The organism is Streptomyces sp. JLBG701 (genome assembly GCF_058544905.1).
In genome coordinates, this window is record NZ_CM178588.1 from 9,124,049 (window position 1) to 9,147,348 (window position 23,300).

The window sequence follows — 23,300 nt, forward strand, 5'->3', positions numbered from 1 at the left end:
CGGAGCACGCCGCCCGGGGTGTCATCGTTGACTCATGTCATCGTTGACACTGCCTGGCGAGGATGATGGACTCCGCCTCCCGGAAACGTCAATGCCCCGCGCTCGTCACAAATCGGCAAACATCCGCGGCCGCCGTTCACCCGGCTGTCCGGTAGCCGCACCTCGACGCGACCGGTGTGCCCGTACGTCCGTCAGAGGAGAGCAGCCCATGAGCCCGAGCCGGATCACCGTCCTGGGGGAGTGCGTCGCCGACGCGTTCGCCGAACCCGCGAGCACCTCCAACGAACTCGCCCTACGCGTACTGCCGGGCGGCGGACCTGCGAATACGGCGGTGTCCTTGGCCCGCCTCGGCACCCGGGCCCGCTTCCTCGCGCGGCTGTCGGGCGACGTGTTCGGCCGCCTGTTCCGCGCCCATCTGGAGTCGTCCGGGGTGGACTTGTCGGACGCCGTCCAGGCCACGGAGCCCAGCACGTTGGCCGTGGCGGAACTGGATGCCCAGGGCCAGGCAGCGTTCTCCTTCCACGCCCAGAACACGGCCGACTGGCAGTGGACGCCCGAGGAACTGGCCCGCGTCGACCTGTCCGAAACCGCCTGTCTGCACACCGGATCCCTGGCCCTGGTCCGGCAGCCCGGCGCGACGGTGGTCGAGGACTTCCTGGCGGCGGCCGCCCCGCACGCGACCATCAGCATCGACCCCAACGTCCGGCCACTGCTGGTCCACCCCGACGTCTACCGTGCCCGGCTGGCGCACTGGTGCACCCTCGCCGACGTGCTGCGGCTCAGCGAGGACGACCTGCAACTCCTGCTGCCGGGCACCCCGCCCGAGCAGGCGTGCGACATCTGGCACGAGGCCGGGGCGCGGCTCGTCGTGATCACGCGCGGTGCCGACGGTGCCCTGGCCTCGCTCGACGGGGAACGGGCCCAGGTGCCCGCCGTCCCGGTGAGCGTAGCCGACACGGTCGGGGCAGGCGACTCCTTCACCGCCGGACTGCTGCACCACCTCGGCACGCGCGGGCTGCTGGGTGGCCGACTGACGGAACTCCGCCTGGACGACGTCGCGGAAGCCTGCCGCTTCGGTGCCAGGGTCGCGGCCCTGACCTGCTCTGTCGCCGGCCCCAACCCGCCGTGGCAGCACCAACTGGCGCAGCTCACCGCGGCCGACCGCGCTTGACGGGCGAGCGTGCCGCTCAACAGGCCATCGCGGCCGGACCGTTGACGCACCAGCCGGATTGCCCTCATCATCGGGCCACTCGATGTCAGCGATGACACAAGTCAACGATGACACTCCTTGCCGGTGCTGTGGACGACGGCGTCGGCAAGGCGCCACTTCAGCGGCCGGATCCGCGCCGGACGGCAGGCTTCGCTGCGCGGACGGCCGCAGCACAGGAGGCCCCATGAGTGCTGCACGTGTATCCCGGCATGCCCGCATGCGGATGATCGCGGCGGTGGCGACGGTCTGCGCCCTGTCCGCCGCCCCGCTCGCCCCCCAGGCCGTGGCCGCCGACGCCCCGCCGTACTCCGAGACCTACCGGCCGCAGTTCCACTTCACGCCGGAGCAGAACTGGATGAACGACCCCAACGGCCTTGTGTACTTCGAGGGCGAGTACCACCTCTTCTACCAGTACAACCCGAATGGCAACTCGTGGGGCGACATGTCCTGGGGCCACGCGGTGAGCGAGGACCTCGTGCACTGGACGGAACTGCCGCTCGCCCTGTCGCACGACGACAACGAGATGGTGTTCTCCGGGAGTGCGGTGGTCGACCGGGACAACACGACCGGCTTCGGCACGACGGTGAACCCGGCCATGGTGGCGATCTACACCAGCCACAACAAGGCGACGGGCATCCAGGCACAGTCGCTCGCCTACAGCACCGACCGCGGCCGTACCTGGACGAAGTACCAGGGCAATCCCGTCCTCGACATCGGCTCCAAGGACTTCCGCGATCCGAAGGTCCAGTGGTACGCGCCGACGCAGAGCTGGCTGATGACGGTGTCGATGTCCGCCGAGCACAAGGTGCGCTTCTACTCGTCCAAGAACCTCAAGGACTGGAACCTGCAGAGCGAGTTCGGTCCGGCGGGCGCGACGGGCGGGGTGTGGGAGTGCCCGGATCTGTTCCCCCTCGCGGTCGACGGCGATGAGAACAACATCAAGTGGGTCCTGGTCGTCAACATCAACCCCGGTGGTATCGCGGGCGGTTCGGCCGCCCAGTACTTCGTCGGTGACTTCGACGGCACGAAGTTCACCGCCGACGACAAGGGCACGTACACCCCGCCCACCGGCACGGTGGTGCAGGACTTCGAGGGCACCGACTTCGGCTCCTGGACGACCACGGGCGGCGCGTTCGGCCAGGCGCCGGCCGCCGGGGCGCTGGACGGCCAGAGCGCGGTCGACGGCTTCGACGGCAAGGGCCTCGCCAACAGCTTCCACTCGGGTGACGCCAGCACCGGCACCCTGACGTCGCCCTCCTTCACCGTCGACAGCAACTACCTGAACTTCAAGGTCGGCGGGGGTCGGCACCCGCATGTGGACGGCACGGTCCTCGCCGACTTCGAGGGCGGCACCTACGGCGACTGGACGACAACCGGGGACGCCTTCGGCACCGCACCGGCCACCGGCACCCTCCCCGACCAGCAGGAGGTCTCCGGCTTCCTGGGAAACGGCCTGGTCAACAGCTATCTGAACGGCGACTCCACCACCGGCACCCTCACCTCGCCCGAGTTCACCATCGACAAGGACTACGTCAACTTCCTTGTGGGCGGCGGCAACCACCCCGCCGGCTCCGACAACCCGACCGCGATCGAACTGCTCGTCGACGGCAACGTGGTCCGCAGCGCCACCGGACAGGACGCCGAGGCACTCGACTGGGCCGCCTGGGACGTCAAGGACCTCACCGGCAAGAAGGCGCGGATCAGGATCGTCGACGACAACACCGGCGGCTGGGGCCACACCAATGTCGACCACATCATGCTCTCGGACACCCAGGCCCAGCCCGCCTCCCAGGAGACGTCCGTCAACCTGATCGTCGACGGCAAGGTCGTCCGGAGCGCCACCGGCTCCAACAGCGAGACCCTGGACTGGGCCTCCTTCGACCTGCGCCCCTACGCCGGCGAGCAGGCGAAGATCCAGATCGTCGACATGAACAAGGCGGGCTGGGGCCACATCCTGGCCGACCGGTTCACCGAAGCCGACACCGCCGCCAAGTCCGTAGTCCAGCGCGCCGACTGGGCCGACTACGGCAAGGATTACTACGCGGCCGTGTCCTGGGAGGACGCGCCGGACGGCAAGCGGTACATGGTCGGCTGGATGAACAACTGGGACTACGGCGGCGTGATCCCCACGTCACCGTGGCGCGGCGCGCAGAGCATCCCCCGGGAGATGGCCCTGAGTACGGTCGACGGCCGGATCCGGCTGACCAGCAAGCCGGTCAGCAGCGTGGAGTCCCTCCGGCAGGAGAGCCCGGCGACCGCGGCCGATGTCACGGTCAAGAACACCTCCGAGACCCTGATCGGCCCCGAGGCCCAGGGCAAGGCCCTCGACATCGAGGCGACTTTCTCCCTCCAGGACGCCGAACGCTTCGGCCTGAAGGTGCGCACCGGCGCCGACGGCGAGGAGACCGCCATCGGCTACGACACCACGACCGAGGAGCTCTACGTCGACCGCACCCACTCCGGTGCCGTCGACTTCAACAGCACCTTCCCAGGCGTCCAGACCGCGCCTCTGAAGTCGACGAACGGCCAGGTGAAGCTGCGGATCCTCGTCGACTGGTCGTCCGTCGAGGTCTTCGGCGGCAGAGGCGAGGCCGTCATCACCGACCAGATCTTCCCCGACCCCGCCAGCCAGGGAGTGCAGGTCTTCGCCGAGAACGGCTCGGTGACGCTGGACCGGGCCGTGGTCTGGCAGCTGGACTCCGCCCACGGGTGACGGCCCACAACTGACGCTCGCAGCCGACAAGGAGAACAAGACCGTGAAGAAGACCCTGCTCGCCGAGTTCACCGCCCGCGAGGGAGCCGAGGACGAGGTCGCCCGCCTGATCGGCGACTACGCCCTGAAGGTCCGCGAGGAAGAAGGCAACCTCGCCTTCGACGTCTACACCAAGGCAGCCGCCCCGCGCGCCTTCTGGATCTTCGAGGTGTACCGCGACGAGGACGCCTTCCAGACGCACCTGAACGCCCCGTACGGCGGCCCGTTCAACGCGGCGCTCACCCCGCTGATCGAGGAAGACGCCTCGGTGCTGACCTTCCTCGATCCGGTGACCTGACCTGACCACCTCAGGGTTCTAGAGCCAGTCCCGCCGTTTGAAAATCACGTACAGACAAGAGAATTGCTGCGCAGCTCGAGATCTTCTTGAAGTTGTCCACCAGGTGGCTCTGACCTGTGGCGATGTCGCTGATCAAGTCTCTGGCCTGGGCTGATCCGTCTTTCTGGGTCTTTCAGGCTGGCGCCGGGTTACGCAGTCGGTTCTCCCCAGGTGCTCCCCAGAGCCGCTCGTACTCCCCAGATTCAGTCGATGCGCTTCGGGGGCCTGCTCGGCCGGAAGGGTCCGCGCGACCCGAGGGGTGAGGCTGCCCTTCTCCGCCAGTTCGCGCAGGCGGTCGAGCCTGGCGTTCTCGCGTGCGTACTGCGGGACAAAGGTGTTCCGGGTCTCGATGCCACGTTCGCCGGGGACCTGGACGCCGCCGCCCGACGTCGCCACTCGGCCTCCGTCGCGTACCGCGCGGACGGCGAGGTCGGTGTCGACTCCCTTGCCGATCTGGTCGACCACGCCCGCTGCGTCCATCCCAGGAACATAGGGCGGCTCGGCGTCGGAGACGAAGGCGATTCCGCGGCGCACCAGCGTGTCGACGGGGTTGACCGTCGCCGCGTGCACCCGTACTCGTATCTCGCCCGGCCCGGCCTCGGGGGCCGGAAGGTCCAGGACCCGCAGTACCTCGGGCCCGCCGAACTCGGTCAGCCCTATCGCCTTCATGGAAAGTCCTTCCTCAGGGATGGGTCATTCGACCGCCGCGCCTCCCGACAGGCGCACCTCTTCGCTGTCGAGGGCGGCCTGCAGGCGGCGCAGTACGGTGTCGTCGATCCGGCGCTCGTCGCGGAGCCGGACGACGGTGGAGCGTTTGTTGGCGATGAGAGCCAGGCGCAGTGCGAGGTAGTCCTGGTGCTGGAGCACGGCGGGGTCGTCGTGGGCGCCCGCGCTCCTGGCCTGGACGGATGCCAGGTGGGCCTCGTACTCCTGGCGCAGCCACTCGGTGATCTTCGGATCGCTTCGTAGGTCGGCGGCGAGTTGGGGCATCGCCTTGATCGCCTCTTCGATGGCGGTGGTCTCGGCGAGGTCGTGTTCTTCGTCGACCGAGGTGTCGGGCGGCAGCTTCGCCCAGCGCACCGCCACCGGCAGCAGCAGTCCCTGCACCACCAGCGTCACGAGGATGACGCCGGCGGTGACGAAGACAATGAAGCTGCGGTCGGGGAACGGCTCGCCCGAGTCGAGGGTCTGCGGCACCGAGAGCACCATCGCGAGCGAGACCGCGCCCCGGAAGCCGGCCAGTCCGTTGACGACTCGGGTGCGGTGCCCGACCCGGAGCGAGCGCTGCCGGGGGCTGCGGTCGAGTGCGCGGACCAGGTAGGTGGAGGAGTACAGGAACGCGAAGCGTACGGCGACCAGCACCACGCAGATGACCCCGACCGCGATGAGCGCGTCCTGGAGGTCGGCGCGGCCCAGGTCGCGGACGGCGTACTGCAGTTCCACCCCGACCAGGACGAACAGCGCCCCGTTGATGATGAAGGTGGCCAGCGGCCAGAACGCCAGTGCCTGCGTGCGGTGTTCGGCCTGGATGATGCGCGGGGCGACCTGGGACATGATCAGGCCGCTGACGACCACCGCGAGAACGCCGGACGCCTCGACCAGTTCGGCCAGCAGGTATGCGGTGAAGGGCGCCAGGATCATGACCAGGTTGCCGAGCAGGGGATCGGTCAGGCGGCGCCGCAGGTTCATGTTGACCCACGCGACCGCGACACCCACGGCCGCTCCACCGCCGTACGCGAGCAGGAACAGTCCGCCGACGTGCGGCACGCTCAGGTGTTCCTCGCCGACGGTGATGCCTACGGCGAGACCGTAGACGACCAGGGCCGTACCGTCGTTGACCAGGCTCTCCGCCCGCAGGATGGTGACCTGACGGCGTGGCAGGGCGCGGGCCAGGACACCGACGGCCGTCGCGTCCGTGGGTGCCATGGCCGCGCCGAGCACCCAGGCCGGCCCCCAGGGCAGCCCGAGGGCGTGCCCTGTCGCGGCGACGGCCCAGGCGGTGAGGATGACGAGTACGGTGCTCAGCTGCAGGATGCCGCGCAGGTTGGTGCGGATCTCCCGCAGGGAGGTGGTCAGGCTCTCCCAGTACAGCAGCACCGGCAGGAAGAGCAACAGCACGACCTCCGGCGGCAGTTGCGCGTTCCGTACGGCCGGGATGAACCCCAGGAGCACACCCGTCACCAGCAGGACGACGGGCGGCGCGATGCCGAGGCGCCGGCCCACGACGTTGCCCACCAGCACGGCCACGCCCAGGACCACGACGAGTTCGAGACCGAGCAAGGTACTTCTCCTGGAGGGGTGAGATCGCCGCTGTTCAGCGGGGTGCGAGCTTCAGGGTCGTGTCCCGCGAGGCCACCATCGGATCGACGTAACTCGCGCCGTAGCGGCCGTACTTGGTGCGGTAGGCGGCGTCGATGCGGTCGTTGACGCCGGGGTCGGTGACCTCGACGAGGGTGACGTTCTTTGTCGACGCCGCCGGCGCGGATACGGCCCTCGTGGCTGGCCCGGGCCGCGCGGTACCAGGCGCCGGCGCTGCCGCGGAAGGAGCGGACGTAGAGGTCGTCGCCGTCGCGGACGACCCAGATCGGCACGGGTGTGCGCGGCGTTCCGTCACTGCGCGCGGGGGCCATCTGAAGTTCCTCGGCGTGCTCGATCCGGGTCAGTTCGTCGTTCGTCCAGGTCGTCATGGGCGTGCCTCCTTTGCGACCGTGCGGCGGGGGGGGGCGCCCTCGTGGGCGTGAGCGCGGCCGGCGCAGCTCACGCTCACGAGGCGATCGGTTCAGGGCTTGAGGAGAGCCTTGATGGCGCGGCGCTCGTCCATCGCCTTGTAGCCCTCGGCGACCTGCTCCAGCGGCAGGGTGAGGTCGAAGACCTTGCCCGGGTTGATGTGGCCGGACAGCACGCGGTCGATCAGGTCGGGCAGGTAACGGCGAACGGGCGCCGGGCCGCCGCGCAGACCGACCTGGGAGAAGAACAGCTCCTGGCCGTCGACGGCCACCTCGTGCGGGACGCCGACGAAGCCGACGTTGCCGCCCGGGCGCGCGGAGTGCAGGGCCTGGCTCATGGACTGGGAGGTGCCGACGCACTCCAGGACGGAGTCGGCGCCGATGCCGCCGGTGAGGTCCTTGATGCGGGCGATGCCTTCCTCGCCGCGCTCGCTGACGATGTCGGTGGCGCCGAACTCCAGGGCGAGCTTCTGCCGGGACTCGTGCCGGGACATGGCGATGATCCGCTCCGCGCCTAGCTCCTTCGCGGCGATGACACCGCACAGGCCTACGGCTCCGTCACCGACCACGACGGCCGTCGAGCCGGGCTTGACCTCGGCGGCGAGGGCCGCGTACCAGCCGGTGCCCATCACGTCGGACACGGCCAGCAGGCTCGGCACGAGCTCGCCGGAGGGGTGCTCGTCGGTGGCGACCAGGGTGCCGTGGGCGTTGGGGATGCGTACGTACTCGGCCTGGCAGGTGCCCATGAACTCGCGGTTCAGGCAGGAGGACTGCCAGCCCTTCTGGCAGTTCGCGCAGGTGTTGTCGGAGGTGGCGAAGGAGCCGACCACGAACTGGCCCGGCTTGACGTTGCCGACCTCGCTGCCGACTTCCTCGACGATCCCGACGTACTCGTGGCCCATCGGGTGCGGGTCGCCAACCGGCTCCAGGCCGCGGTACGGCCACAGGTCCGAGCCGCAGACGCAGGTGGCGACGGTGCGGATGATCGCATCCGTCGGGTTGAGGATCTTGGGCTCGGGGGCGTCCTCCACCCGGATGTCACCGGGGGCGTGGATCACGGTTGCGCGCATGATTTTTCTCCTGATGCGTTTCTCGGGCAGCGGCGTCACCCGGATGTGCCGGATTCGTCGACGATGGTCAAAAGGGGAAAGGGTGTACAGAAGCGCCGACGGCCTGTGAAAATAATTGCCGGTCTCTGACTCTGTCACCGCCCGCAGGGCCCGTACAGAGGAGAATTTCACCCCCGGAGAGATGTATCCAGGGATAAAACCTTCCTACCCAGCCGAGTGGCGGACAGCGCAGACTGGCCAGTATGAACAGCAGTGCGCACCGTAAGGAGCTGGGTCAATTCCTGAAGGCCCGTCGGGCCGAGCTCAGCCCCCGCACGGTCGGGCTGCCCGAAACCGACCGGCGCCGACGCGTGGCCGGACTGCGCCGGGACGAGGTGGCTGTGCTGGCAGCCATCAGCACCGACTACTACACCCGTCTGGAGCAGGGCCGTTTGCTGAACGAGCTCAGCGTGGCCCCCGGTATGATCCTGGGCCGGCACCTGGACATCCTGGCGTGGAACCCGATGGCCGCCGCCCTGTTCGGCACCGATTTCGGTGTTCGACCACCCGGTCGCCGGTGAACTCACCCTCGCCTGGGATGCCCTCACCTGCGTGGCCGACTCCGATCAGCAGCTGATCGTCTGGAGCGCCGAACCCGGCTCGCGTACGTACGAGGGGCTGCGCTTCCTTTCCTCCTGGGTCGCGACCCCCGCCATGAATTCGTAAAATTGGCAGGTGATTCCCGGCGTAAAGCCAGGGACTAATCCTTCCTACCTTCCCTATTGAATTCCGTGCCATGCTTCCAGGGAACGATTCACGCAATCCCTTTCGGGATCCTTTTCGAGGAGCAATACCCCCATGTCCTTCACCTCCCGCCCCACTGTCGCCGTCGCTTTCCATTCCGGCTATGGCCACACCGCCGTCATAGCCGAGGCCGTGGCGCGCGGTGCCGCGGAAGCCGGTGCCGAGGTGATCTCCATCCCCGTGGACACGATCACCGACGAGCAGTGGGCGCAGCTGGACGCCGCCGACGCCATCATCTTCGGTGCCCCCACCTACATGGGCACCGCCTCCGCCGCCTTCCACACCTTCGCCGAGGCGAGCAGCAAGCGCTGGTTCACCCAGACCTGGGTCGACAAGATCGCCGCCGGTTTCACCAACTCCGGTGCCAAGAACGGCGACAAGTCCTCGACCCTGGGCTACTTCTTCACCATGGCCGCCCAGCACGGCATGCACTGGGTCAGCCTGGGCGTGCAGCCGGGCTGGGCCTCCACCGAGGGCAGCGAGAACGACATCAACCGTCTGGGCTACTTCGTCGGTGCCGGTGCCCAGACCCCGACCGATGCCGGCCCGGAGGCCGTCCACAAGTCGGACATCGCCACCGCCGAGGGCCTCGGCGCCCGCGTCGCGCAGCAGACCGCCTTCTTCCGCGCCGGCCGCGCCGCCCTCGCCGCCTGAGCCCAAGCACTTCACCCGCAGCCTGACCCGTAAAGGAGCAGCACCATGTCCGACTCCCCGAACCTCGCTCTCGTCCGCCGCCTCTACGACTCCGGCATGGCCCCGGACGTGGTCGCCGAGGTCATCGACCCCGAGATCGTCTGGGACATCACCCCCGGCTTCCCCTACGGCGGCGTCTACAAGACCTGGGCCAGCGCCGGCGGCGACTTCTTCGGCCGCCTCGCGCCGCGCTTCACCTCCTTCGGCGCGGTGGCCGAGGACTTCTACGACGCCGGTGAGCACGTGTTCGTCCGCGGTCACTACCACGCCGTGTCCAAGTCCGGCGAGGAGTCGGACGCCCGCTTCATCCACCTGTGGACGGTCGGCAACGGCAAGCTCACCCAGCTTGTGCAGGCCGCCGACAGCCACGTCGTCCAGCTGGCCGCGAACAGCTGACCGCCCGCACTCACCCCAGGGAGCACCCATGGCGAAGATCCTCTTCCTCATCACCGCCGCCGACCACTGGACCCTGGCCGACGGGTTCGAGCAGCCGGCCGGCTTCTGGGCCGAGGAGGCCATCGGCCCGTACGGCGTCTTCAAGGAGGCCGGCTACGAGATCGCCGCGGCCACCCCGGGCGGCGTCCCGCCGACCCCCGACGCGCTCAGCCTCACCCCGGACTTCAACGGCGGCGAGGAGGGCGCCGAGCAGATGCGGACCGCCCTCAAGGAGGCCACCGAACTGGCGAACCCCGTCCGCATCGAGGACGTGAACATCGACGACTACGACGCCGTGTTCGTCCCCGGAGGCTGGGGCCCGATGGAGGACCTCTCCGACGACCCCGCGGCCGGCCGGCTGCTCAGCGACTGGCTCGCCTCCGGCAAGCTCGTGACGCTGGTCTGCCACGGCCCGGCCGCGCTGCTGTCCACTGTGGATGCCGACGGCAAGTCCCCGTTCTCCGGCTACCGCCTGACGGGTCTGTCCAACTCCGAGGAGATCCAGAACGGCCTCGCGGACCGGGCGAAGTGGCTGCTGCAGGACCGTCTCGTCGCGGACGTGGGCGCGGACTACCACAAGGGCGAGGCGAACTTCGCCCCCCACCTTGAGGTGGACCGCAACCTCATCACCGGCCAGAACCCCGCCTCGGCCGTCCCCCTGGCCCAGGAAGTCGTCAAGACCCTCGGCTGACGACACCCCCCGTACGACAGAAAGAGGTAGTACCGATGGACAGCAACGCCACTCTCCCCAGCGTCGGCCAGACCTGGCTCGCGGACCTCGGCCCCGACACCCCGCTCGGCCACTTCACCGTCGAAATCACCTTCGACTCGGCGACCCAGGTCAGCTTCGAGGTGACGGGCGGCGCCATCAAGGGCCGTAAGCAGACGATGGAGTACACCACCACCCAGCTCCGCGACGGCCTGTTCGTCGTCCGCTGGACCGAGCCCGACGCCGGTGACCACGTCACCCACATCGAGGACTACACCGAGGGCACCTGCATGGCCAGCTCCGTCATCGGTGGCGAGTTTGTCCAGCTCCACGGGAAGTGGAGCCGCGTCCGCTGAATCGGCAAGGCGGCCGAGGACTTCCAGGGACAAGTCTCTCCCCCTGACAACACCGCGTTCCGATGTCAGGGTGATGGCATGAACCGCGATCCTCACCGCCACGATCTGGGGGAATTCCTCAAGGCACGCCGCGCCGAGCTCGACCCGGCCGCCGTCGGTCTGCCCGACGGCGGCTCGCGTCGCGTCGCGGGCCTGCGCCGTGAGGAGGTCGCCGTACTGGCGGCCATCAGCACCGACTACTACGCCCGCCTCGAGCAGGGCCGTATCCAGCCGTCGCCCTCCGTACTGGAGTCCCTGGCCCGGGTGCTGCGCCTGGACGAGGACCAGCGCGCCTACCTGTACGAGCTCGCGGCCAAGGACGAATTCCGCCCGCCCCGCCGGCAGCCGCGCCTCAAGGCACAGCCACAGCTGCAGCGCATGCTCGACGACATGGCGCACACCCCCGCCTTCGTGATCGGTCCGCGGACCGAGATCGTCGCCTGGAACGCCATGGGCGCCGCCCTGATCACGGACTTCGGGAAGATCCCCGAGAAGCAGCGCTACTACATAAGGCTGCTCATCACCGACCCCAGGATGCGCGAGCTGTACGCGGACTGGGAGGGCGTCACCCGGCTGGCCATCGCCCAGATGCGGATGCACAACGCCAACAACCCCGGGGACACACAGCTCGCCGCCCTGGTGGGCGAACTCTCGGTCCGGGACGAGCAGTTCCGCCAGTGGTGGGGCTCCCACCACGTCGCCGTCCGCGACACCGGGACCAAGCACCTGCGCCACCCCGTCGTCGGCGACCTGCACCTCGACTGGAACGCCGTCACCTGGGCCGCCGACCCCGACCTGGCGATCATCGTCTGGACCGCCGAATCCGGCACCCCGACGCATGACAGCCTGCGCATGCTGGCGTCCTGGGCGGCGGACCCGAGCCACTCGACCAGCGACAGCTCCGCCTGACCGCCGCCCAGGTATTCCCTTCGTCGCCCAGGTATTCCCTTCAAAGGGGGAGCCTTTCCTCCTGCGCGCCCCGCGCCTAGGAAGAGGCTCTCCCTTTTTCGTGTACGGCGCTCCTGGCACGCTCGTCACGAGGCCCACCGCGCCGCGCGTCCCCGCCCCCGGTCCGGCCCTCCTCCCACCGACAGAACCGGTTTCCTCAGCGCCGAGGCGTCCGACCTGCCTGCTCATCCGCCAGGAAAGAGATCCGTCTCCCCATGTCCCTGACCCAGTCCCGCCCCGGGACGCTGCCCTCGGCCGCCCCCGAACCGCGCTGGACCGCCCGCCTCTGGGCCGTCCTCGCCGTGCTGTGCCTCGTGCTGTTCCTCGACGGCCTCGACGTCTCCATGGTCGGCGTCGCCCTGCCCTCCATCGGCCACGACCTCGGCATGGCCACCGGCTCACTGCAGTGGATCATCAACGGCTACGTCCTCGGCTACGGCGGCCTGATGCTGCTCGGCGGCCGCACCGCCGACCTGCTCGGACGCCGCCGCGTCTTCCTCGTCGCGCTGGCCGTCTTCGCCGCCGCCTCGCTGCTCGGCGGCCTCGTCGACAGCGGCTCGCTGCTGATCGCCACCCGCTTCGTCAAGGGCGTGGCCGCCGCCTTCACCGCGCCCGCCGGCCTGTCGATCCTCACCACGACGTTCCCGGAGGGCCCACAGCGCAACCGGGCGCTGTCGGTCTTCAGCCTCTTCGGCGCCCTGGGCTACTCCTCGGGCCTGATCCTGGGCGGTCTGCTCACCGGGATCGGCTGGCGCTGGACCTTCCTCATGCCGGTCCCGCTCGCCCTGCTCGCACTCGTCGTCGGCCTGATCCTGATCCCGCGCGACCGCCGCACCGAGACCGGAGGCCAGGACCCGGCCGGGGCGGTCACCCTCACCGCGGGCATGCTGCTCGCCGTCTACGCCGTGGTCACCGCCCCCCAGACGGGCTGGACCTCCGGGGCGACGCTCGCCGCCGTCGGTGTCGCCGCCCTGCTGCTGCTCGCCTTCGTCCTGATCGAGCAGCGGGTCCGGCACCCGCTGGTCCGCTTCGGCATCCTGCGCAAGGCCACCACGGTCCGGGCCAACCTCAGCATCGTCGCGCTGATGGGCTCCTACCTCAGCTTCCAGTTCATGATGACGCTGTACCTCCAGGACGGGCTCGGCTGGTCGCCCTTGCGCATGGCCTTCGCGCTGCTGCCGGTCGGTCTGATCGTCGCGGTCGGTTCGCCCCTCACCGGCCGACTCGTCAACCGCTTCGGCACGGCACCGCTGATCATCACCTCGATGACCTCGCTGACCCTCGGCTACGTCTGGTTCCTGGCCACGGCCGGCTCCTCACCCGACTACGTCACCGCCATGCTCCCGTCCCTGCTGCTCCTCGGCGGCGGCTTCGCGTTCGGCTACAGCGCCATCATGGCCCAGGCCACCGAAGGCATCGACGACTCCGAACAGGGCCTCGCCTCAGGCCTGGTGCAGACCTCCGGCCAGGTCGGCGCCGCCCTCGTCCTCGCCGTACTCACCGCCGTGATCGCCCAAGCCGGCGACAGCGGCGCCGACTTCACCGCCTACCGACCCGGCCTGAACCTGGTCACCGTCGTCGCGGCGATCGGGCTGCTCCTGAACCTGGTCCCCGTGCTGCGACTGCGGCGGCGCTGAGTCCCGACAGACCGAAAGCCGACCCGGGGTCATCCTCGGGTCGGCTTTCCGCGAGCACCACTCACGCGAGGTTGTTCGTCAGCGGACGTGGCTGTCGAACCAGTCGACAGCGACCTCGGGGTGCTCGCTGAAGTAGTTGTAGCCGTCGAAGCGGCGGGTGCTGCCGTGGATCCAGTGCATCTGCTTGTCCTCGACGGGGATGGCGTCGTGGACGGCCTGCACGGCCTCGGGAGTGGTCATGGCGTCGTCGTGCTCCTGCGCCACCAGCGTGGGCACGGTGATGGCGGAGGCGTACTTCGCGGGCGACTGCTCTGCAAGACGGAAGCCGGTGCGCTCCAGCACGGCCTGGTCGAGCCGGTCGTAGCCGCCCTCGAAGCCGAGGGCCTTGGAGAACTGTTCGCCGATGGAACGGCCCTCCAACGGCTGGAGCATGACCAGCGCCTGGATCTCGGCGAACTCCTCCGGGTGCTTGGACCAGGCCACCGCGGTGGAGTTGGCACCCAGGCACACCGACAGCAGGGCCTTCTTCATGCTCGCCGTGTCCGGGCGGGACGCGGCGTAGCGGAGGGCTCCGATGACGTCGCGGTACTCGGTGAGGCCGATCGTGCAGATGCCGCCGTTGCCGTAGCCGCTCATGCCGTGGTTGCGCAGGTCGTAGGCAAGGACGTTGTAGCCGGCGTCGTGCAACGCCTTGTAGGAAGGGAGGAAGTTGACCTCGAAGGCGCCGAAGCGGTCCCAGCCGGGCAGGTGTCCGGGGTAGCCGTAGCGGTTGCCGGGGGAGAAGTGGTTGTGGGTGATCAGCCGGTCGGAGTCGGCCGGGATGAACCACCCTTCGAGAGGCACGCCGTCCATCGACGGGAACGTCACGTCCTCGTAGGCCAGGCCCAGTTCGGAGGGGCGGCGCAGCAGGGGCGCGCGCCGGCCGTCGGTGGTGCCTTCCGTCCATTGCCCGACGAATCCGTTGAATGCCAGCTCGGCCATGTCGAGTTCGGTCATGGTGCGCTCCTGATTTCCCGGCAAGGGTGCTTGATGCGTGATACTCCGGGCGCCTGGTTTTCCATCAAGATTGGCCCGTAAGCGCATTTTCTGCATCTTGAGCTCGGCCTGGATAGAGAAAGAAGGGGGGAGGAATTCTCCCAGGGAAGAATTCCTCCCCCCTTCTCGGGGACGGGGTGAATCCGGGGTCAGATCGTCGCGGTGTCGATCACGAACCGGTACCGGACGTCGCTCGCCAGCACCCGCTCGTACGCCTCGTTGATCTCGGACGCGGCGATCACCTCGATCTCGGCGCCGAAGCCGTGCTCGGCGCAGAAGTCCAGCATCTCCTGGGTCTCGGCGATGCCGCCGATGGCGGAGCCGGCGATCGACCGGCGGCCCATGATCAGCGGGAAGACGTTGACGGAGATGGGCTCCTCGGGGGCGCCGACGTTGACCAGGGCTCCGTCGATCTTCAGCAGGTTCACGTACCCGCTGAAGTCGAGCGGGGCCGAGACCGTGGAGACGATCAGGTCGAAGGTGCCGGCCAGTTCCTCGAAGGTCTTGGGGTCGCTGGTGGCGTAGTAGTGGTCGGCGCCCAGCTTCAGGCCGTCGTCCTTCTTGCGCAGCGACTGGGAGAGGACGGTGACCTCGGCGCCGAGCGCGTGGGCGATCTTGACGCCCATGTGGCCGAGACCGCCCAGACCGACGATCGCGACCTTCTTGCCGGGGCCGGCACCCCAGTGCTTGAGCGGGGAGTACAGGGTGATGCCCGCGCACAGCAGCGGCGCGGCCACGTCGAGGGCGAGGCCATCGGGGATGCGGACGGTGTAGTTCTCGTCGACGACGATCTTCTCGGAGTAGCCGCCGTAGGTGGGCTCGCCGTTCTTGTCGAGGTAGTTGTACGTCTGGATCATGCCGCCGCCGGTGCAGTACTGCTCCTGGCCGGCCTTGCAGTGGTCGCACTCGCGGCAGGAGTCGACGAAGCAGCCCACGCCCACCCGGTCGCCGACCTTGTACTTCGTGACGCCGGGGCCGACCTCGGAGACGACACCGGCGATCTCATGGCCCGGGACCATCGGGAAGATGGCGGTACCCCAGCCCTCCTGGACCTGGTGGATGTCGGAGTGACAGATACCGGCGAACTTGATGTCGATCAGCACGTCGAATTCGCCGACCGGGCGCCGCTCGATGGTGGTGCGCTCCAGCGGAGCCTTGGCGGCGGGAGCGGCGTAAGCAGCAACGGTGGTCATGTGGGGGATCTCCTAGCAGTGCTCTCGCGCCCGGTTGCCTTCCGACCAGGCACGGTGATGAGCATGCCTCGCCGCCGGGAAATCACCCAGGGCAGGAATGTGCCTACGTTCGCGGTTCCTGCCACTGCCAGAGTCAGGCTCTTGCCCATCGGCACGCGAATTGCGTCGTGCCCTCAAGAATCCAGTTCATTCACCGGCTCCTTCTCATGGACAAGACCACGAGAAGGCAAAGGGGGGATAAAAGTCTCCCTGCCGCGAGTTTCGCCGGTGATGCAAGACTTCCGGCGTGATCGGCCGCCGCTGCCAAGGCGCGCGGTCGCCCTTTCCTCGTGGCGGCGTTGATCCCGCGCCTGCTGCCCCGCTGTTGTTCACGACTTTCCCGTCCGTGATGCGAAGGTGTATGTATGTCTGCTGACCTCTCTGAATCCGCAGTTCCACCCTCGACAGAATCGGGTGAGTCCCCCTCGGGACTCAGCCGACGTACCGTCATCGCCACCGGTGTCGTGGTGGGCGGTGCCGTGGTGGCCGGAGGGACCTTCCTCGCCGGCTCGGAGGAGGCCACCGCCGCGGAGGCGGCGCCCTCCAGCCAGGTCTCCCTGACCGTCAAGGGCACCCGCCGGACAATGACGGTGGACAACCGCACCTCGCTCCTTGACCTGCTGCGCGAGCACCTCGACCTGACCGGTTCCAAGAAGGGCTGCAACGCGGGGGCCTGCGGAGCGTGCACGGTGCTGGTCGACGGGCAGCGGGTCAACTCCTGTCTGACACTGGCCGTCCGGCTGGAGGGTGTCGAGGTCACCACCATCGAGGGCCTGGCCAAAGGCGATCAACTCCACCCGCTGCAGCAGGCGTTCATCGACGAGGACGCCTTCCAGTGCGGGTACTGCACCCCGGGCCAGATCATGTCCGGCGTCGCGTGCATCCAGGAGGGCCACACCAACTCGCCGGAGGAGATCCGGGAGTACATGAGCGGCAACGTCTGCCGCTGTGGCTGCTACGTCAAGATCGTGCGGGCGGTCGAGCAGACCGCCGCCCGGAAGTAAGGAGCGGCCCGTGTATCCCTTCGCCTACACCCGCGTGAACAGCGTCCGGGAAGCCCTGGACTCCGGTCGACGCGGCGGCCGCTACATCGCCGGCGGCACCACTTTGGTCGACCTGATGCGCGAGACCGTCGAAACCCCCGAGACAGTGGTCGACATCAGCACCCTGCCCCTGCGGGAGATCACCGCCACCAAGGGCGGGGGCATCCGCATCGGCGCCCTGGCCCCGATGGCCGTGGTGACCGCCGACTCCAAGCTGAACTCCCTCTACCCGGTGGCCGCCCAGGCACTTCGGGGCGCCTCGGCCCAGCTGCGCAACATGGCCACCATCGGCGGCAACATCATGCAGCGCACCCGCTGCACGTACTTCCGCGATGTGACCGCCGACTGCAACAAGCGCGAGCCCGGCTCCGGCTGCGCCGCCCTGCACGGCTACAACCGCGGCCACGCGATCCTCGGCGGCTCCGCTCACTGCGTGGCCGTCCACGCCTCCGACTTCGCCGTCGCCCTCACCGCCCTGGAGGCGACGGTTCACCTCCAGGCCCCGGACGGCAGGGAGCGCAGCCTCCCCTTTGCTGACTTCCTGCTCCGCCCCGGCGCCACCCCGAACAGGGAACACGCCTTGAAGCCCGGCGAGTTGATCACCGCCGTGGAGATCCCGGCGTATCCGCGTCCGCTCAAGTCGGCGTACCTCAAGATCCGCGACCGGCAGTCCTACTCGTTCGGGCTCGCCTCGGCGGCCGTTGCCCTGCACATCAGAGGTGGCGTGATCCGCGAGGCGAAGGTCGCCGCCGGCGGTGTGGCCACCGTGCCGTGGAAGCTGTCCGCCGTCGAGCGGGCCCTGATTGGTGAGCGCCCCTCGGACGGGCTGTGGGCCGAGGCTGCCGCACACGCGGCCGACGGCGCCCGCCCCCTTCAGCACAACCGGTTCAAGGTCGAGCTCCTGAAGCGAACCGTCGAACGCCAGCTGCGCACCGTAGGAGAAATGGAATGAGCCCCCAGCCGCAGGCAGCCGTAGGTGCGCCGCTGTCCCGCGTGGACGGCCGGCTCAAGGTCACCGGCAAGGCGGAGTACGCCGCCGAACACGACCTCAAGGGTGCCGTGCACGCCGTCATCGTGGACGCGAGCATCGGCCGCGGCCGCATCAGGTCCATCGACACACGCGCCGCCGAGAAACACGCGGGCGTGCTGCGGGTGATCCACCATGGCAACGCCCCGAAGCTGCCCTACCGCGACAACGCAGGGTCCAACAACCCGGCCGGGCGCAGACTTCGGGTCTTCCAGGACGACAAGGTCCTCTTCCACGGCCAGCCCGTCGCCGTGGTGGTGGCCACCACCCTGGAGGCCGCCCAGCACGGGGCGAGCCTGGTCAAGGTCCGCTACGACGCCGAGAAGCCCTCGACCGACAGCACCAAGGCCAAGCCGGGCGCGCCGACGCCCTATGCGCGCGGGGACGCGGAGGCCGGTCTGGCTTCCTCGGCGGTGCGGCTGGACCTGACGTACGAACTGGCGCGCAACCACCACAACCCGATGGAGCCGCACGCCACCGTCGCCCGCTGGGACGGCAACCGGCTCACGGTGTGGGACAAGACGCAGTGGGTGATGGGCACGCACGACGAGATCGCCGCGGTCTTCGACCTCCCGGCGGACGCGGTGCGGGTCATCAACCCGTTCGTCGGCGGCGGCTTCGGCAGCGGACTGCGCTGCTGGCCGCACACCATCGTCGCCGCGCTGGCCGCGCGCGTGACGCGGCGCCCGGTGAAACTGGTGCTGTCGCGCAAGCAGATGTACTTCGGCACCGGATTCCGGCCGGCCTACGAGTACCGGCTGCGCCTCGGCAGCGACCGGCGCGGCAAGCTGAACGCCGCGATCCACGACATCGACCACGAGACGTCGTCGTACGAGACCTTCTTCGAGGCCGTCCTGGGCACGGGCCAGATGATGTACAGCATGCCCAACGTCCGCCAGGCCTACCGGCAGGTGCCGTTGGACGTGAACACCCCGATCTGGATGCGCGGGCCCGGCTTCGCCCCCGCATCGTTCGTGATCGAGTCGGCCATGGACGAACTCGCCGACGAACTCGGCATCGACCCGATCGAGCTGCGCCGGCGCAACGAACCGGCCGAGGACGAGTCGAGCAACGAGCCGTTCTCCACCCGGCGACTGAGCGAGTGCTACACGGTCGGCGCCCGCGAGTTCGGCTGGGACCGCCGCAATCCCGAGCCGCGCTCCACACGGGACGGGAACCTGCTGATCGGCCTGGGCATGGCCGCCGGCGCCTACGACTGCGGGCGATTCCCCGCACAGGCCAGGGCGCGGCTGGATGCCGACGGCACGGCGGTCGTGGAGGCGGCCACCACCGACATGGGGCCGGGCACGTACACGTCCCAGACTCAAGTCGCCGCGGACGCCCTCGGGTTGACCATGCGCACGGTCACGTTCCGGCTGGGGGACTCGGAGTATCCGTTCACCTCGCCGCACGGTGGTTCGGCGACCATGGCCAGTGTCGGCTCGGCCGTCGTCGACGCCTGCAACAAGGTGCGGCAGCAGGCGATCAAGCTGGCCGTGGAGGACCGCGAGTCGCCGCTGTACGGGGTGAACGCGGACGACGTCGTGGTGCGCAACGGCCGACTGCACGACCGGAACAACACGGCGCGCGGGGAGACGTACAAGAGCCTGCTGGCCCGCAATGACCGCTCCCACCTGGAGGCGAACGGTTCCTACGAAGGGCCTGGCTCCGAGCGGTCCGCCTACTTCGCCTACAGCGCGACCTTCGCCGAGGTGTCGGTCGACGCGGACCTGGGGCTGGTACGGGTGCGCAAGATGCTCGGCGTGTACGACGCGGGGCGGATCATCAGCCCCAAGCTCGCCGACAGCCAGGCGGTCGGCGGCATCGTGGGCGGCATCGGCCAGGCGCTGTTGGAGCACACGGTCACCGACCACCGCGACGGACGGATCGTGAACTCCAGCCTCGCCGACTACCTCGTGCCCGTGAACGCCGACGTCCCCGAGATCAAGGCGATCTACCTGGACGGCGAGGACAACGCCGGCAACCTGCTGGGCGTCAAGGGGCTCGGCGAGGTCGTTCAGGTCGGTGTGGCGGCCGCGATCGGCAACGCGGTCTTCAACGCCACGGGCCGACGGATCCGTCAACTGCCCATCACCGCAGAGGCGTTGCTCTGATCCCGGCACGCCCATAGGCCGGTCCGGCAGCCGAACCCCCCGTACGGCTGCCGGGCCTCCCCGGGCCGCCGCCGCGCATGCGCCCCCGTGGACGCGGCGGCGGCCCGCTCACCTTCTGCGACAGCGACCGCCTGCTCTGGAGATCCTGGAGACTCCCATGCTGAACATCGCGGACACACTGCACCGTTGGTGCCGCGAGGAACGCCCCTTCGCGCTCGCCACCGTCGTCGACGTCACCGGCAGCGCACCCCTGCCCGTCGGTACGTCGGTGGCGGTGGACGAGGACGGCAAGGCCATCGGCAGCATCTCCGGTGGCTGCGTCGAAGGCGCGGTGTACGAGCTGTGCCGGCAGGTGCTGCGGGACCGAGGGCCAGCCCAACGGGCCTGGTTCGGGTACTCCGACGACGACGCCTTCGCTGTCGGGTTGACCTGTGGCGGCGAACTCGACGTCCTCGTCCAGCACATCGACCCCGCCGCCCAGCCGCATCTCGGCGCCGCGTTCGCCGCAGCGGTCGAGGGGCGGCCCGCCGCCATCGCCCAGGTCGTGGACGGGCCTGAGGGATTGCTCGGCGCCACGTCGAGCGTGCTCGGCGACAGCTGGATCGCCGACCGCGCACTCGGCGACGGGCCGACCGGCCGGGCCGTGGGGGACCGGGCCACCGCCCAACTCCGCAGCGGACGCACCGGACTTGTCTCTCTCGGCGGTGACGCCGAAACCTGCCCCGAGCAGTTCACCCTCCTCGTCCACGTGGCCGCCACCCGCCCCCGCATGCTGATCTTCGGCGCCATCGACTTCGCCGCCGCCCTCGCCCATGCCGGCCGCTTCCTCGGCTACCACGTCACCGTGTGCGACGCCCGCCCGGTCTTCGCCACCGAAGCCCGCTTCCCGCACGCCGACGAGGTGATCGTCGACTGGCCCCACCGCTACCTGGCACGGGCGGCCGTGGACAGTCGTACGGCCGTGTGTGTGCTGACCCATGACGCCAAGTTCGACATCCCCTTGCTGCAGCGGGCACTTGACCTGCCTGTGGGCTACGTCGGTGCGATGGGCTCGCGACGCACACACGACGAACGCCTCCGTCGCCTGCGTGAAGTCGGGCTCACCGAGGGGCAGTTGGCCCGGCTGCGTTCCCCGATCGGCCTCGACCTCGGCGCCCGCACCTCCGAGGAAACGGCCATCTCCATCACCGCCGAGATCATCGCCCACGCCAACCAGAGCACCGGCCTGCCTCTGGCCCGGGTCACCGGTCCGATCCATGCTCATTGACACCTACGGCCGGGTGGCCACCGACCTGAGAGTCTCGCTGACCGACCGGTGCAATCTGCGCTGTACGTACTGCATGGCCGGACAGGCCGATGTCTGCAACCGGAGGCTAGGTATTTCTCTCGTCGACGCCCGGGCCGTTTCCTCGTAGCAGCCGGCGCGGCCTGGCTGACGAATCTGTCGCCCGTCACCGTCGGGTCGCTACTGCCGGTTCATGCCGTCGCAGGGAAGAGGCGCTGGACGGCGGCGACGATGGCTGCCCGGCGGGTTGCCAGGAAGGCGGCGCGTTCCTCGCCGAGGGGAGCGAGGTCGGTCTGGCCGGCCCACGACAGAGCCAGCTGACTGACGAACACGAGGATGTCCTCCGGCTCCCATGCGGGATCGAGGTGGCCGGCCTCCTGCGCCTTGCGCACCAGCTCGACCTTGCGGCGCAGGGACTCCTGTACCGGGTCGTCGGAGGGAACCCCCCCGGCCGGCAGCTCCAGCTGGCCCCACATCATCAGCCGGTGGCGTTCGGGGTGGCTGATGGCGTGGTCATGCATGCGGCCGGCGTAGCCCGGAAGGTCGGTGGGATCCAGGGGCACCGCTTCGGCCATGGCCGCGAGCTCCCGTCCGGCGACGAACCGGTAGAGCGCCTCCTTGCTGCGGAAGTACGCATAGACGCGCTCCTTGCTGGTGCGCGCCGCCTTGGCGATCCGCTCGACCCGCGCTCCCGCGATGCCGTGACAGGCGAATTCGGTGGTGGCCGCGGAAATGATGCGGTCACTGGTGGCGTCGGTGACGCTGCTGCGGGAGGCCATGAGGCCCAGCTTACCCAACCGAACCGTTCGGTTTGGCAGCGGTGACTCATGGCTGTATGGTCGAACCGAACCGTTTGGTGTGACTTACAGGAGCAGATCATGCAGCAGCGCAATCTGGGCCGGCAGGGCCTGACCGTCTCCGAGATCGGCTACGGCGCGATGGGCACCGCCGTCGGCTACGGCCCCTCGGACGACACCGGATCGATCACCGCGATCCGCCGCGCACACGAACTCGGCGTGACCCACTTCGACACCGCGGAGATGTACGGCTGGGGAGAAGGCGAGAAGCTGCTCGGCAATGCTCTGGCCCCGATCCGTGACGAGGTGACGATCGCGACGAAGTTCGGCCTCACCCCGACTTTCGCTCCGAACTCGAAGCCGGAGCACATCCGGGAGGTCGTCGAGAACAGCCTCCGTAACCTGAACGTCGACGTGATCGACGTGCTCTACCAGCACGGCCCTGACCCGAGCGTCCCGATCGAGGAAGTCGTGGGCGTGATGAAGGAGTTCGTCGACGCCGGCAAGGTCAAGTACCTCGGCCTGTCCAACACCGACACCGACGCCATCCGTCTCGCCCACGCGGTGCACCCGATCTCGGTCCTGCAGCACGAGTACTCGATCTTCGCCCACGACTCCGAGCAGTTCTTCCCTGTACTGGAGGAGCTCGGCATCGGGCTGGTCGCCTACTCCCCGCTCGCCCGCGGATTCCTCAGCGGCGCGGTCAAGTCCCGTGAGCACTACGACGCGAGCGACTTCCGCCAGATGATTCCCTGGTGGGCCCCGGAGAACTTCGACCAGAACCTCTCCATCGTCGGCGAGCTCACCAAGCTCGCGGAGAGCAAGGGCGTCAGTCTGTCGCAGCTCGCCCTGGCCTGGCTGCTGGCGAAGAAGGACTACATCGTCCCGATCCCCGGCTCACGCAACCCCGAGCGCGTCGCGCAGAACATCGCCGCCGCCGACCTCGAGCTGACCGCCGACGACCTCGCCCGCATCGACGAGATCGCACCCGACGGCGGCATCGGCGGACGAGGTATGTGACGCCCGCACTCGCCTGCTCGCTCACCGGCCCACCGGAGCCCGGCTGACCGCT

General features: G+C 69.0%; 21 protein-coding genes and 2 pseudogenes. 15 read left to right on the forward strand and 8 right to left on the reverse strand.

What is annotated here, in order from left to right:
* The first annotated feature begins 208 nt into the window (after nt 1–208).
* From AC5DRG_RS41825 to AC5DRG_RS41835, 3 genes are all read left to right on the forward strand, one after another.
* On the forward strand, nt 209–1,171 hold the full coding sequence (locus AC5DRG_RS41825; protein WP_491805076.1) for a carbohydrate kinase family protein: 963 nt from the start codon (nt 209–211) through the stop codon (nt 1,169–1,171).
* A gap of 223 nt (nt 1,172–1,394) precedes the next feature.
* Nucleotides 1,395–3,923, forward strand: a complete 2,529-nt coding sequence (locus AC5DRG_RS41830; RefSeq protein ID WP_491805077.1) for a GH32 C-terminal domain-containing protein — start codon at nt 1,395–1,397, stop codon at nt 3,921–3,923.
* A gap of 43 nt (nt 3,924–3,966) precedes the next feature.
* Nucleotides 3,967–4,260 (forward strand): putative quinol monooxygenase, encoded by a 294-nt coding sequence (locus AC5DRG_RS41835; RefSeq protein WP_491805078.1) that lies wholly within the window; start codon nt 3,967–3,969, stop codon nt 4,258–4,260.
* Between the two features lie 132 nt (nt 4,261–4,392).
* Here the strand turns inward: AC5DRG_RS41835 and AC5DRG_RS41840 are convergent, their stop codons facing one another.
* From AC5DRG_RS41840 to AC5DRG_RS41860, 5 genes and pseudogenes are all read right to left on the reverse strand, one after another.
* Nucleotides 4,393–4,968: an alcohol dehydrogenase catalytic domain-containing protein gene (locus tag AC5DRG_RS41840; protein ID WP_491805079.1), complete on the reverse strand. Its 576-nt coding sequence runs from the start codon at nt 4,966–4,968 to the stop codon at nt 4,393–4,395.
* A 24-nt stretch (nt 4,969–4,992) separates the two neighbouring features.
* Nucleotides 4,993–6,579: a Na+/H+ antiporter gene (locus AC5DRG_RS41845; RefSeq protein WP_491805080.1), complete on the reverse strand. Its 1,587-nt coding sequence runs from the start codon at nt 6,577–6,579 to the stop codon at nt 4,993–4,995.
* A 34-nt stretch (nt 6,580–6,613) separates the two neighbouring features.
* The gene (locus AC5DRG_RS41850; protein WP_491813300.1) at nt 6,614–6,715 is read right to left on the reverse strand and encodes a hypothetical protein; all 102 of its coding nucleotides are present in this window, start codon (nt 6,713–6,715) and stop codon (nt 6,614–6,616) included.
* 103 nt (nt 6,716–6,818) lie between these two features.
* Nucleotides 6,819–6,986: pseudogene (locus tag AC5DRG_RS41855) on the reverse strand (DUF2255 family protein); the annotation flags it as partial.
* 92 nt (nt 6,987–7,078) lie between these two features.
* Nucleotides 7,079–8,095 (reverse strand): zinc-dependent alcohol dehydrogenase family protein, encoded by a 1,017-nt coding sequence (locus AC5DRG_RS41860; RefSeq protein ID WP_491805081.1) that lies wholly within the window; start codon nt 8,093–8,095, stop codon nt 7,079–7,081.
* A 242-nt stretch (nt 8,096–8,337) separates the two neighbouring features.
* Here AC5DRG_RS41860 and AC5DRG_RS41865 point away from each other — a divergent pair.
* The 7 genes and pseudogenes from AC5DRG_RS41865 (at nt 8,338) to AC5DRG_RS41895 (ending at nt 13,695) form a co-directional block, all read left to right on the forward strand.
* A pseudogene (locus AC5DRG_RS41865) lies at nt 8,338–8,800 on the forward strand (MmyB family transcriptional regulator).
* 132 nt (nt 8,801–8,932) lie between these two features.
* Nucleotides 8,933–9,532 carry a flavodoxin family protein gene (locus AC5DRG_RS41870; RefSeq protein WP_491805082.1) on the forward strand — a complete coding sequence of 200 codons (600 nt, stop codon included), beginning with the start codon at nt 8,933–8,935 and terminating at the stop codon, nt 9,530–9,532.
* 45 nt (nt 9,533–9,577) lie between these two features.
* Nucleotides 9,578–9,967: a nuclear transport factor 2 family protein gene (locus AC5DRG_RS41875; protein ID WP_491805083.1), complete on the forward strand. Its 390-nt coding sequence runs from the start codon at nt 9,578–9,580 to the stop codon at nt 9,965–9,967.
* 28 nt (nt 9,968–9,995) lie between these two features.
* Complete coding sequence (locus AC5DRG_RS41880; RefSeq protein ID WP_491805084.1) at nt 9,996–10,697, forward strand: type 1 glutamine amidotransferase domain-containing protein; 702 nt, start codon at nt 9,996–9,998, stop codon at nt 10,695–10,697.
* 35 nt (nt 10,698–10,732) lie between these two features.
* Nucleotides 10,733–11,071, forward strand: a complete 339-nt coding sequence (locus AC5DRG_RS41885) for a MoaF-related domain-containing protein (protein WP_210584642.1) — start codon at nt 10,733–10,735, stop codon at nt 11,069–11,071.
* Nucleotides 11,072–11,149: 78 nt separating this feature from the next.
* Nucleotides 11,150–12,019 carry a helix-turn-helix transcriptional regulator gene (locus AC5DRG_RS41890; protein ID WP_369249726.1) on the forward strand — a complete coding sequence of 290 codons (870 nt, stop codon included), beginning with the start codon at nt 11,150–11,152 and terminating at the stop codon, nt 12,017–12,019.
* Between the two features lie 254 nt (nt 12,020–12,273).
* A complete protein-coding gene (locus AC5DRG_RS41895) occupies nt 12,274–13,695 on the forward strand; it encodes an MFS transporter (RefSeq protein ID WP_491805085.1) in 1,422 nt (473 codons plus the stop codon).
* Nucleotides 13,696–13,773: 78 nt separating this feature from the next.
* Here the strand turns inward: AC5DRG_RS41895 and AC5DRG_RS41900 are convergent, their stop codons facing one another.
* Nucleotides 13,774–14,691 (reverse strand): alpha/beta hydrolase family protein, encoded by a 918-nt coding sequence (locus tag AC5DRG_RS41900; RefSeq protein WP_491805086.1) that lies wholly within the window; start codon nt 14,689–14,691, stop codon nt 13,774–13,776.
* Nucleotides 14,692–14,879: 188 nt separating this feature from the next.
* On the reverse strand, nt 14,880–15,923 hold the full coding sequence (locus AC5DRG_RS41905) for an NAD(P)-dependent alcohol dehydrogenase (RefSeq protein ID WP_491805087.1): 1,044 nt from the start codon (nt 15,921–15,923) through the stop codon (nt 14,880–14,882).
* A gap of 404 nt (nt 15,924–16,327) precedes the next feature.
* Between AC5DRG_RS41905 and AC5DRG_RS41910 the strand changes: the two genes are divergently transcribed.
* The 4 genes from AC5DRG_RS41910 to AC5DRG_RS41925 all read left to right on the forward strand — a co-directional run bounded on the left by AC5DRG_RS41910 (nt 16,328) and on the right by AC5DRG_RS41925 (nt 21,413).
* A complete protein-coding gene (locus AC5DRG_RS41910) occupies nt 16,328–16,966 on the forward strand; it encodes a (2Fe-2S)-binding protein (RefSeq protein WP_491805088.1) in 639 nt (212 codons plus the stop codon).
* A 10-nt stretch (nt 16,967–16,976) separates the two neighbouring features.
* A complete protein-coding gene (locus AC5DRG_RS41915) occupies nt 16,977–17,957 on the forward strand; it encodes an FAD binding domain-containing protein (RefSeq protein WP_491805089.1) in 981 nt (326 codons plus the stop codon).
* Complete coding sequence (locus tag AC5DRG_RS41920) at nt 17,954–20,146, forward strand: xanthine dehydrogenase family protein molybdopterin-binding subunit (RefSeq protein WP_491805090.1); 2,193 nt, start codon at nt 17,954–17,956, stop codon at nt 20,144–20,146. Before AC5DRG_RS41915 ends, AC5DRG_RS41920 begins: the two co-directional genes overlap by 4 nt.
* 157 nt (nt 20,147–20,303) lie before the next feature.
* Nucleotides 20,304–21,413, forward strand: a complete 1,110-nt coding sequence (locus AC5DRG_RS41925) for an XdhC family protein (protein ID WP_491805091.1) — start codon at nt 20,304–20,306, stop codon at nt 21,411–21,413.
* A 209-nt stretch (nt 21,414–21,622) separates the two neighbouring features.
* Here the strand turns inward: AC5DRG_RS41925 and AC5DRG_RS41930 are convergent, their stop codons facing one another.
* Nucleotides 21,623–22,210: a TetR/AcrR family transcriptional regulator gene (locus AC5DRG_RS41930; RefSeq protein ID WP_491805092.1), complete on the reverse strand. Its 588-nt coding sequence runs from the start codon at nt 22,208–22,210 to the stop codon at nt 21,623–21,625.
* A gap of 99 nt (nt 22,211–22,309) precedes the next feature.
* Here AC5DRG_RS41930 and AC5DRG_RS41935 point away from each other — a divergent pair, with 99 nt between their 5' ends.
* Nucleotides 22,310–23,248: an aldo/keto reductase gene (locus AC5DRG_RS41935; protein ID WP_491805093.1), complete on the forward strand. Its 939-nt coding sequence runs from the start codon at nt 22,310–22,312 to the stop codon at nt 23,246–23,248.
* The last annotated feature ends 52 nt before the right edge of the window (nt 23,249–23,300 follow it).

What these genes read in the sequence shown, in the direction of transcription:
- AC5DRG_RS41825 (WP_491805076.1), top strand. Translation starts at nt 209, where the DNA reads ATGAGCCCGAGCCGGATCACCGTCCTGGGGGAGTGCGTCGCCGACGCG.
- AC5DRG_RS41830 (WP_491805077.1), top strand. Translation starts at nt 1,395, where the DNA reads ATGAGTGCTGCACGTGTATCCCGGCATGCCCGCATGCGGATGATCGCG.
- AC5DRG_RS41840 (WP_491805079.1), bottom strand. Translation starts at nt 4,968, where the DNA reads ATGAAGGCGATAGGGCTGACCGAGTTCGGCGGGCCCGAGGTACTGCGG.
- AC5DRG_RS41860 (WP_491805081.1), bottom strand. Translation starts at nt 8,095, where the DNA reads ATGCGCGCAACCGTGATCCACGCCCCCGGTGACATCCGGGTGGAGGAC.
- AC5DRG_RS41870 (WP_491805082.1), top strand. Translation starts at nt 8,933, where the DNA reads ATGTCCTTCACCTCCCGCCCCACTGTCGCCGTCGCTTTCCATTCCGGC.
- AC5DRG_RS41875 (WP_491805083.1), top strand. Translation starts at nt 9,578, where the DNA reads ATGTCCGACTCCCCGAACCTCGCTCTCGTCCGCCGCCTCTACGACTCC.
- AC5DRG_RS41880 (WP_491805084.1), top strand. Translation starts at nt 9,996, where the DNA reads ATGGCGAAGATCCTCTTCCTCATCACCGCCGCCGACCACTGGACCCTG.
- AC5DRG_RS41885 (WP_210584642.1), top strand. Translation starts at nt 10,733, where the DNA reads ATGGACAGCAACGCCACTCTCCCCAGCGTCGGCCAGACCTGGCTCGCG.
- AC5DRG_RS41890 (WP_369249726.1), top strand. Translation starts at nt 11,150, where the DNA reads ATGAACCGCGATCCTCACCGCCACGATCTGGGGGAATTCCTCAAGGCA.
- AC5DRG_RS41895 (WP_491805085.1), top strand. Translation starts at nt 12,274, where the DNA reads ATGTCCCTGACCCAGTCCCGCCCCGGGACGCTGCCCTCGGCCGCCCCC.
- AC5DRG_RS41900 (WP_491805086.1), bottom strand. Translation starts at nt 14,691, where the DNA reads ATGACCGAACTCGACATGGCCGAGCTGGCATTCAACGGATTCGTCGGG.
- AC5DRG_RS41905 (WP_491805087.1), bottom strand. Translation starts at nt 15,923, where the DNA reads ATGACCACCGTTGCTGCTTACGCCGCTCCCGCCGCCAAGGCTCCGCTG.
- AC5DRG_RS41910 (WP_491805088.1), top strand. Translation starts at nt 16,328, where the DNA reads ATGTCTGCTGACCTCTCTGAATCCGCAGTTCCACCCTCGACAGAATCG.
- AC5DRG_RS41920 (WP_491805090.1), top strand. Translation starts at nt 17,954, where the DNA reads ATGAGCCCCCAGCCGCAGGCAGCCGTAGGTGCGCCGCTGTCCCGCGTG.
- AC5DRG_RS41925 (WP_491805091.1), top strand. Translation starts at nt 20,304, where the DNA reads ATGCTGAACATCGCGGACACACTGCACCGTTGGTGCCGCGAGGAACGC.
- AC5DRG_RS41930 (WP_491805092.1), bottom strand. Translation starts at nt 22,210, where the DNA reads ATGGCCTCCCGCAGCAGCGTCACCGACGCCACCAGTGACCGCATCATT.
- AC5DRG_RS41935 (WP_491805093.1), top strand. Translation starts at nt 22,310, where the DNA reads ATGCAGCAGCGCAATCTGGGCCGGCAGGGCCTGACCGTCTCCGAGATC.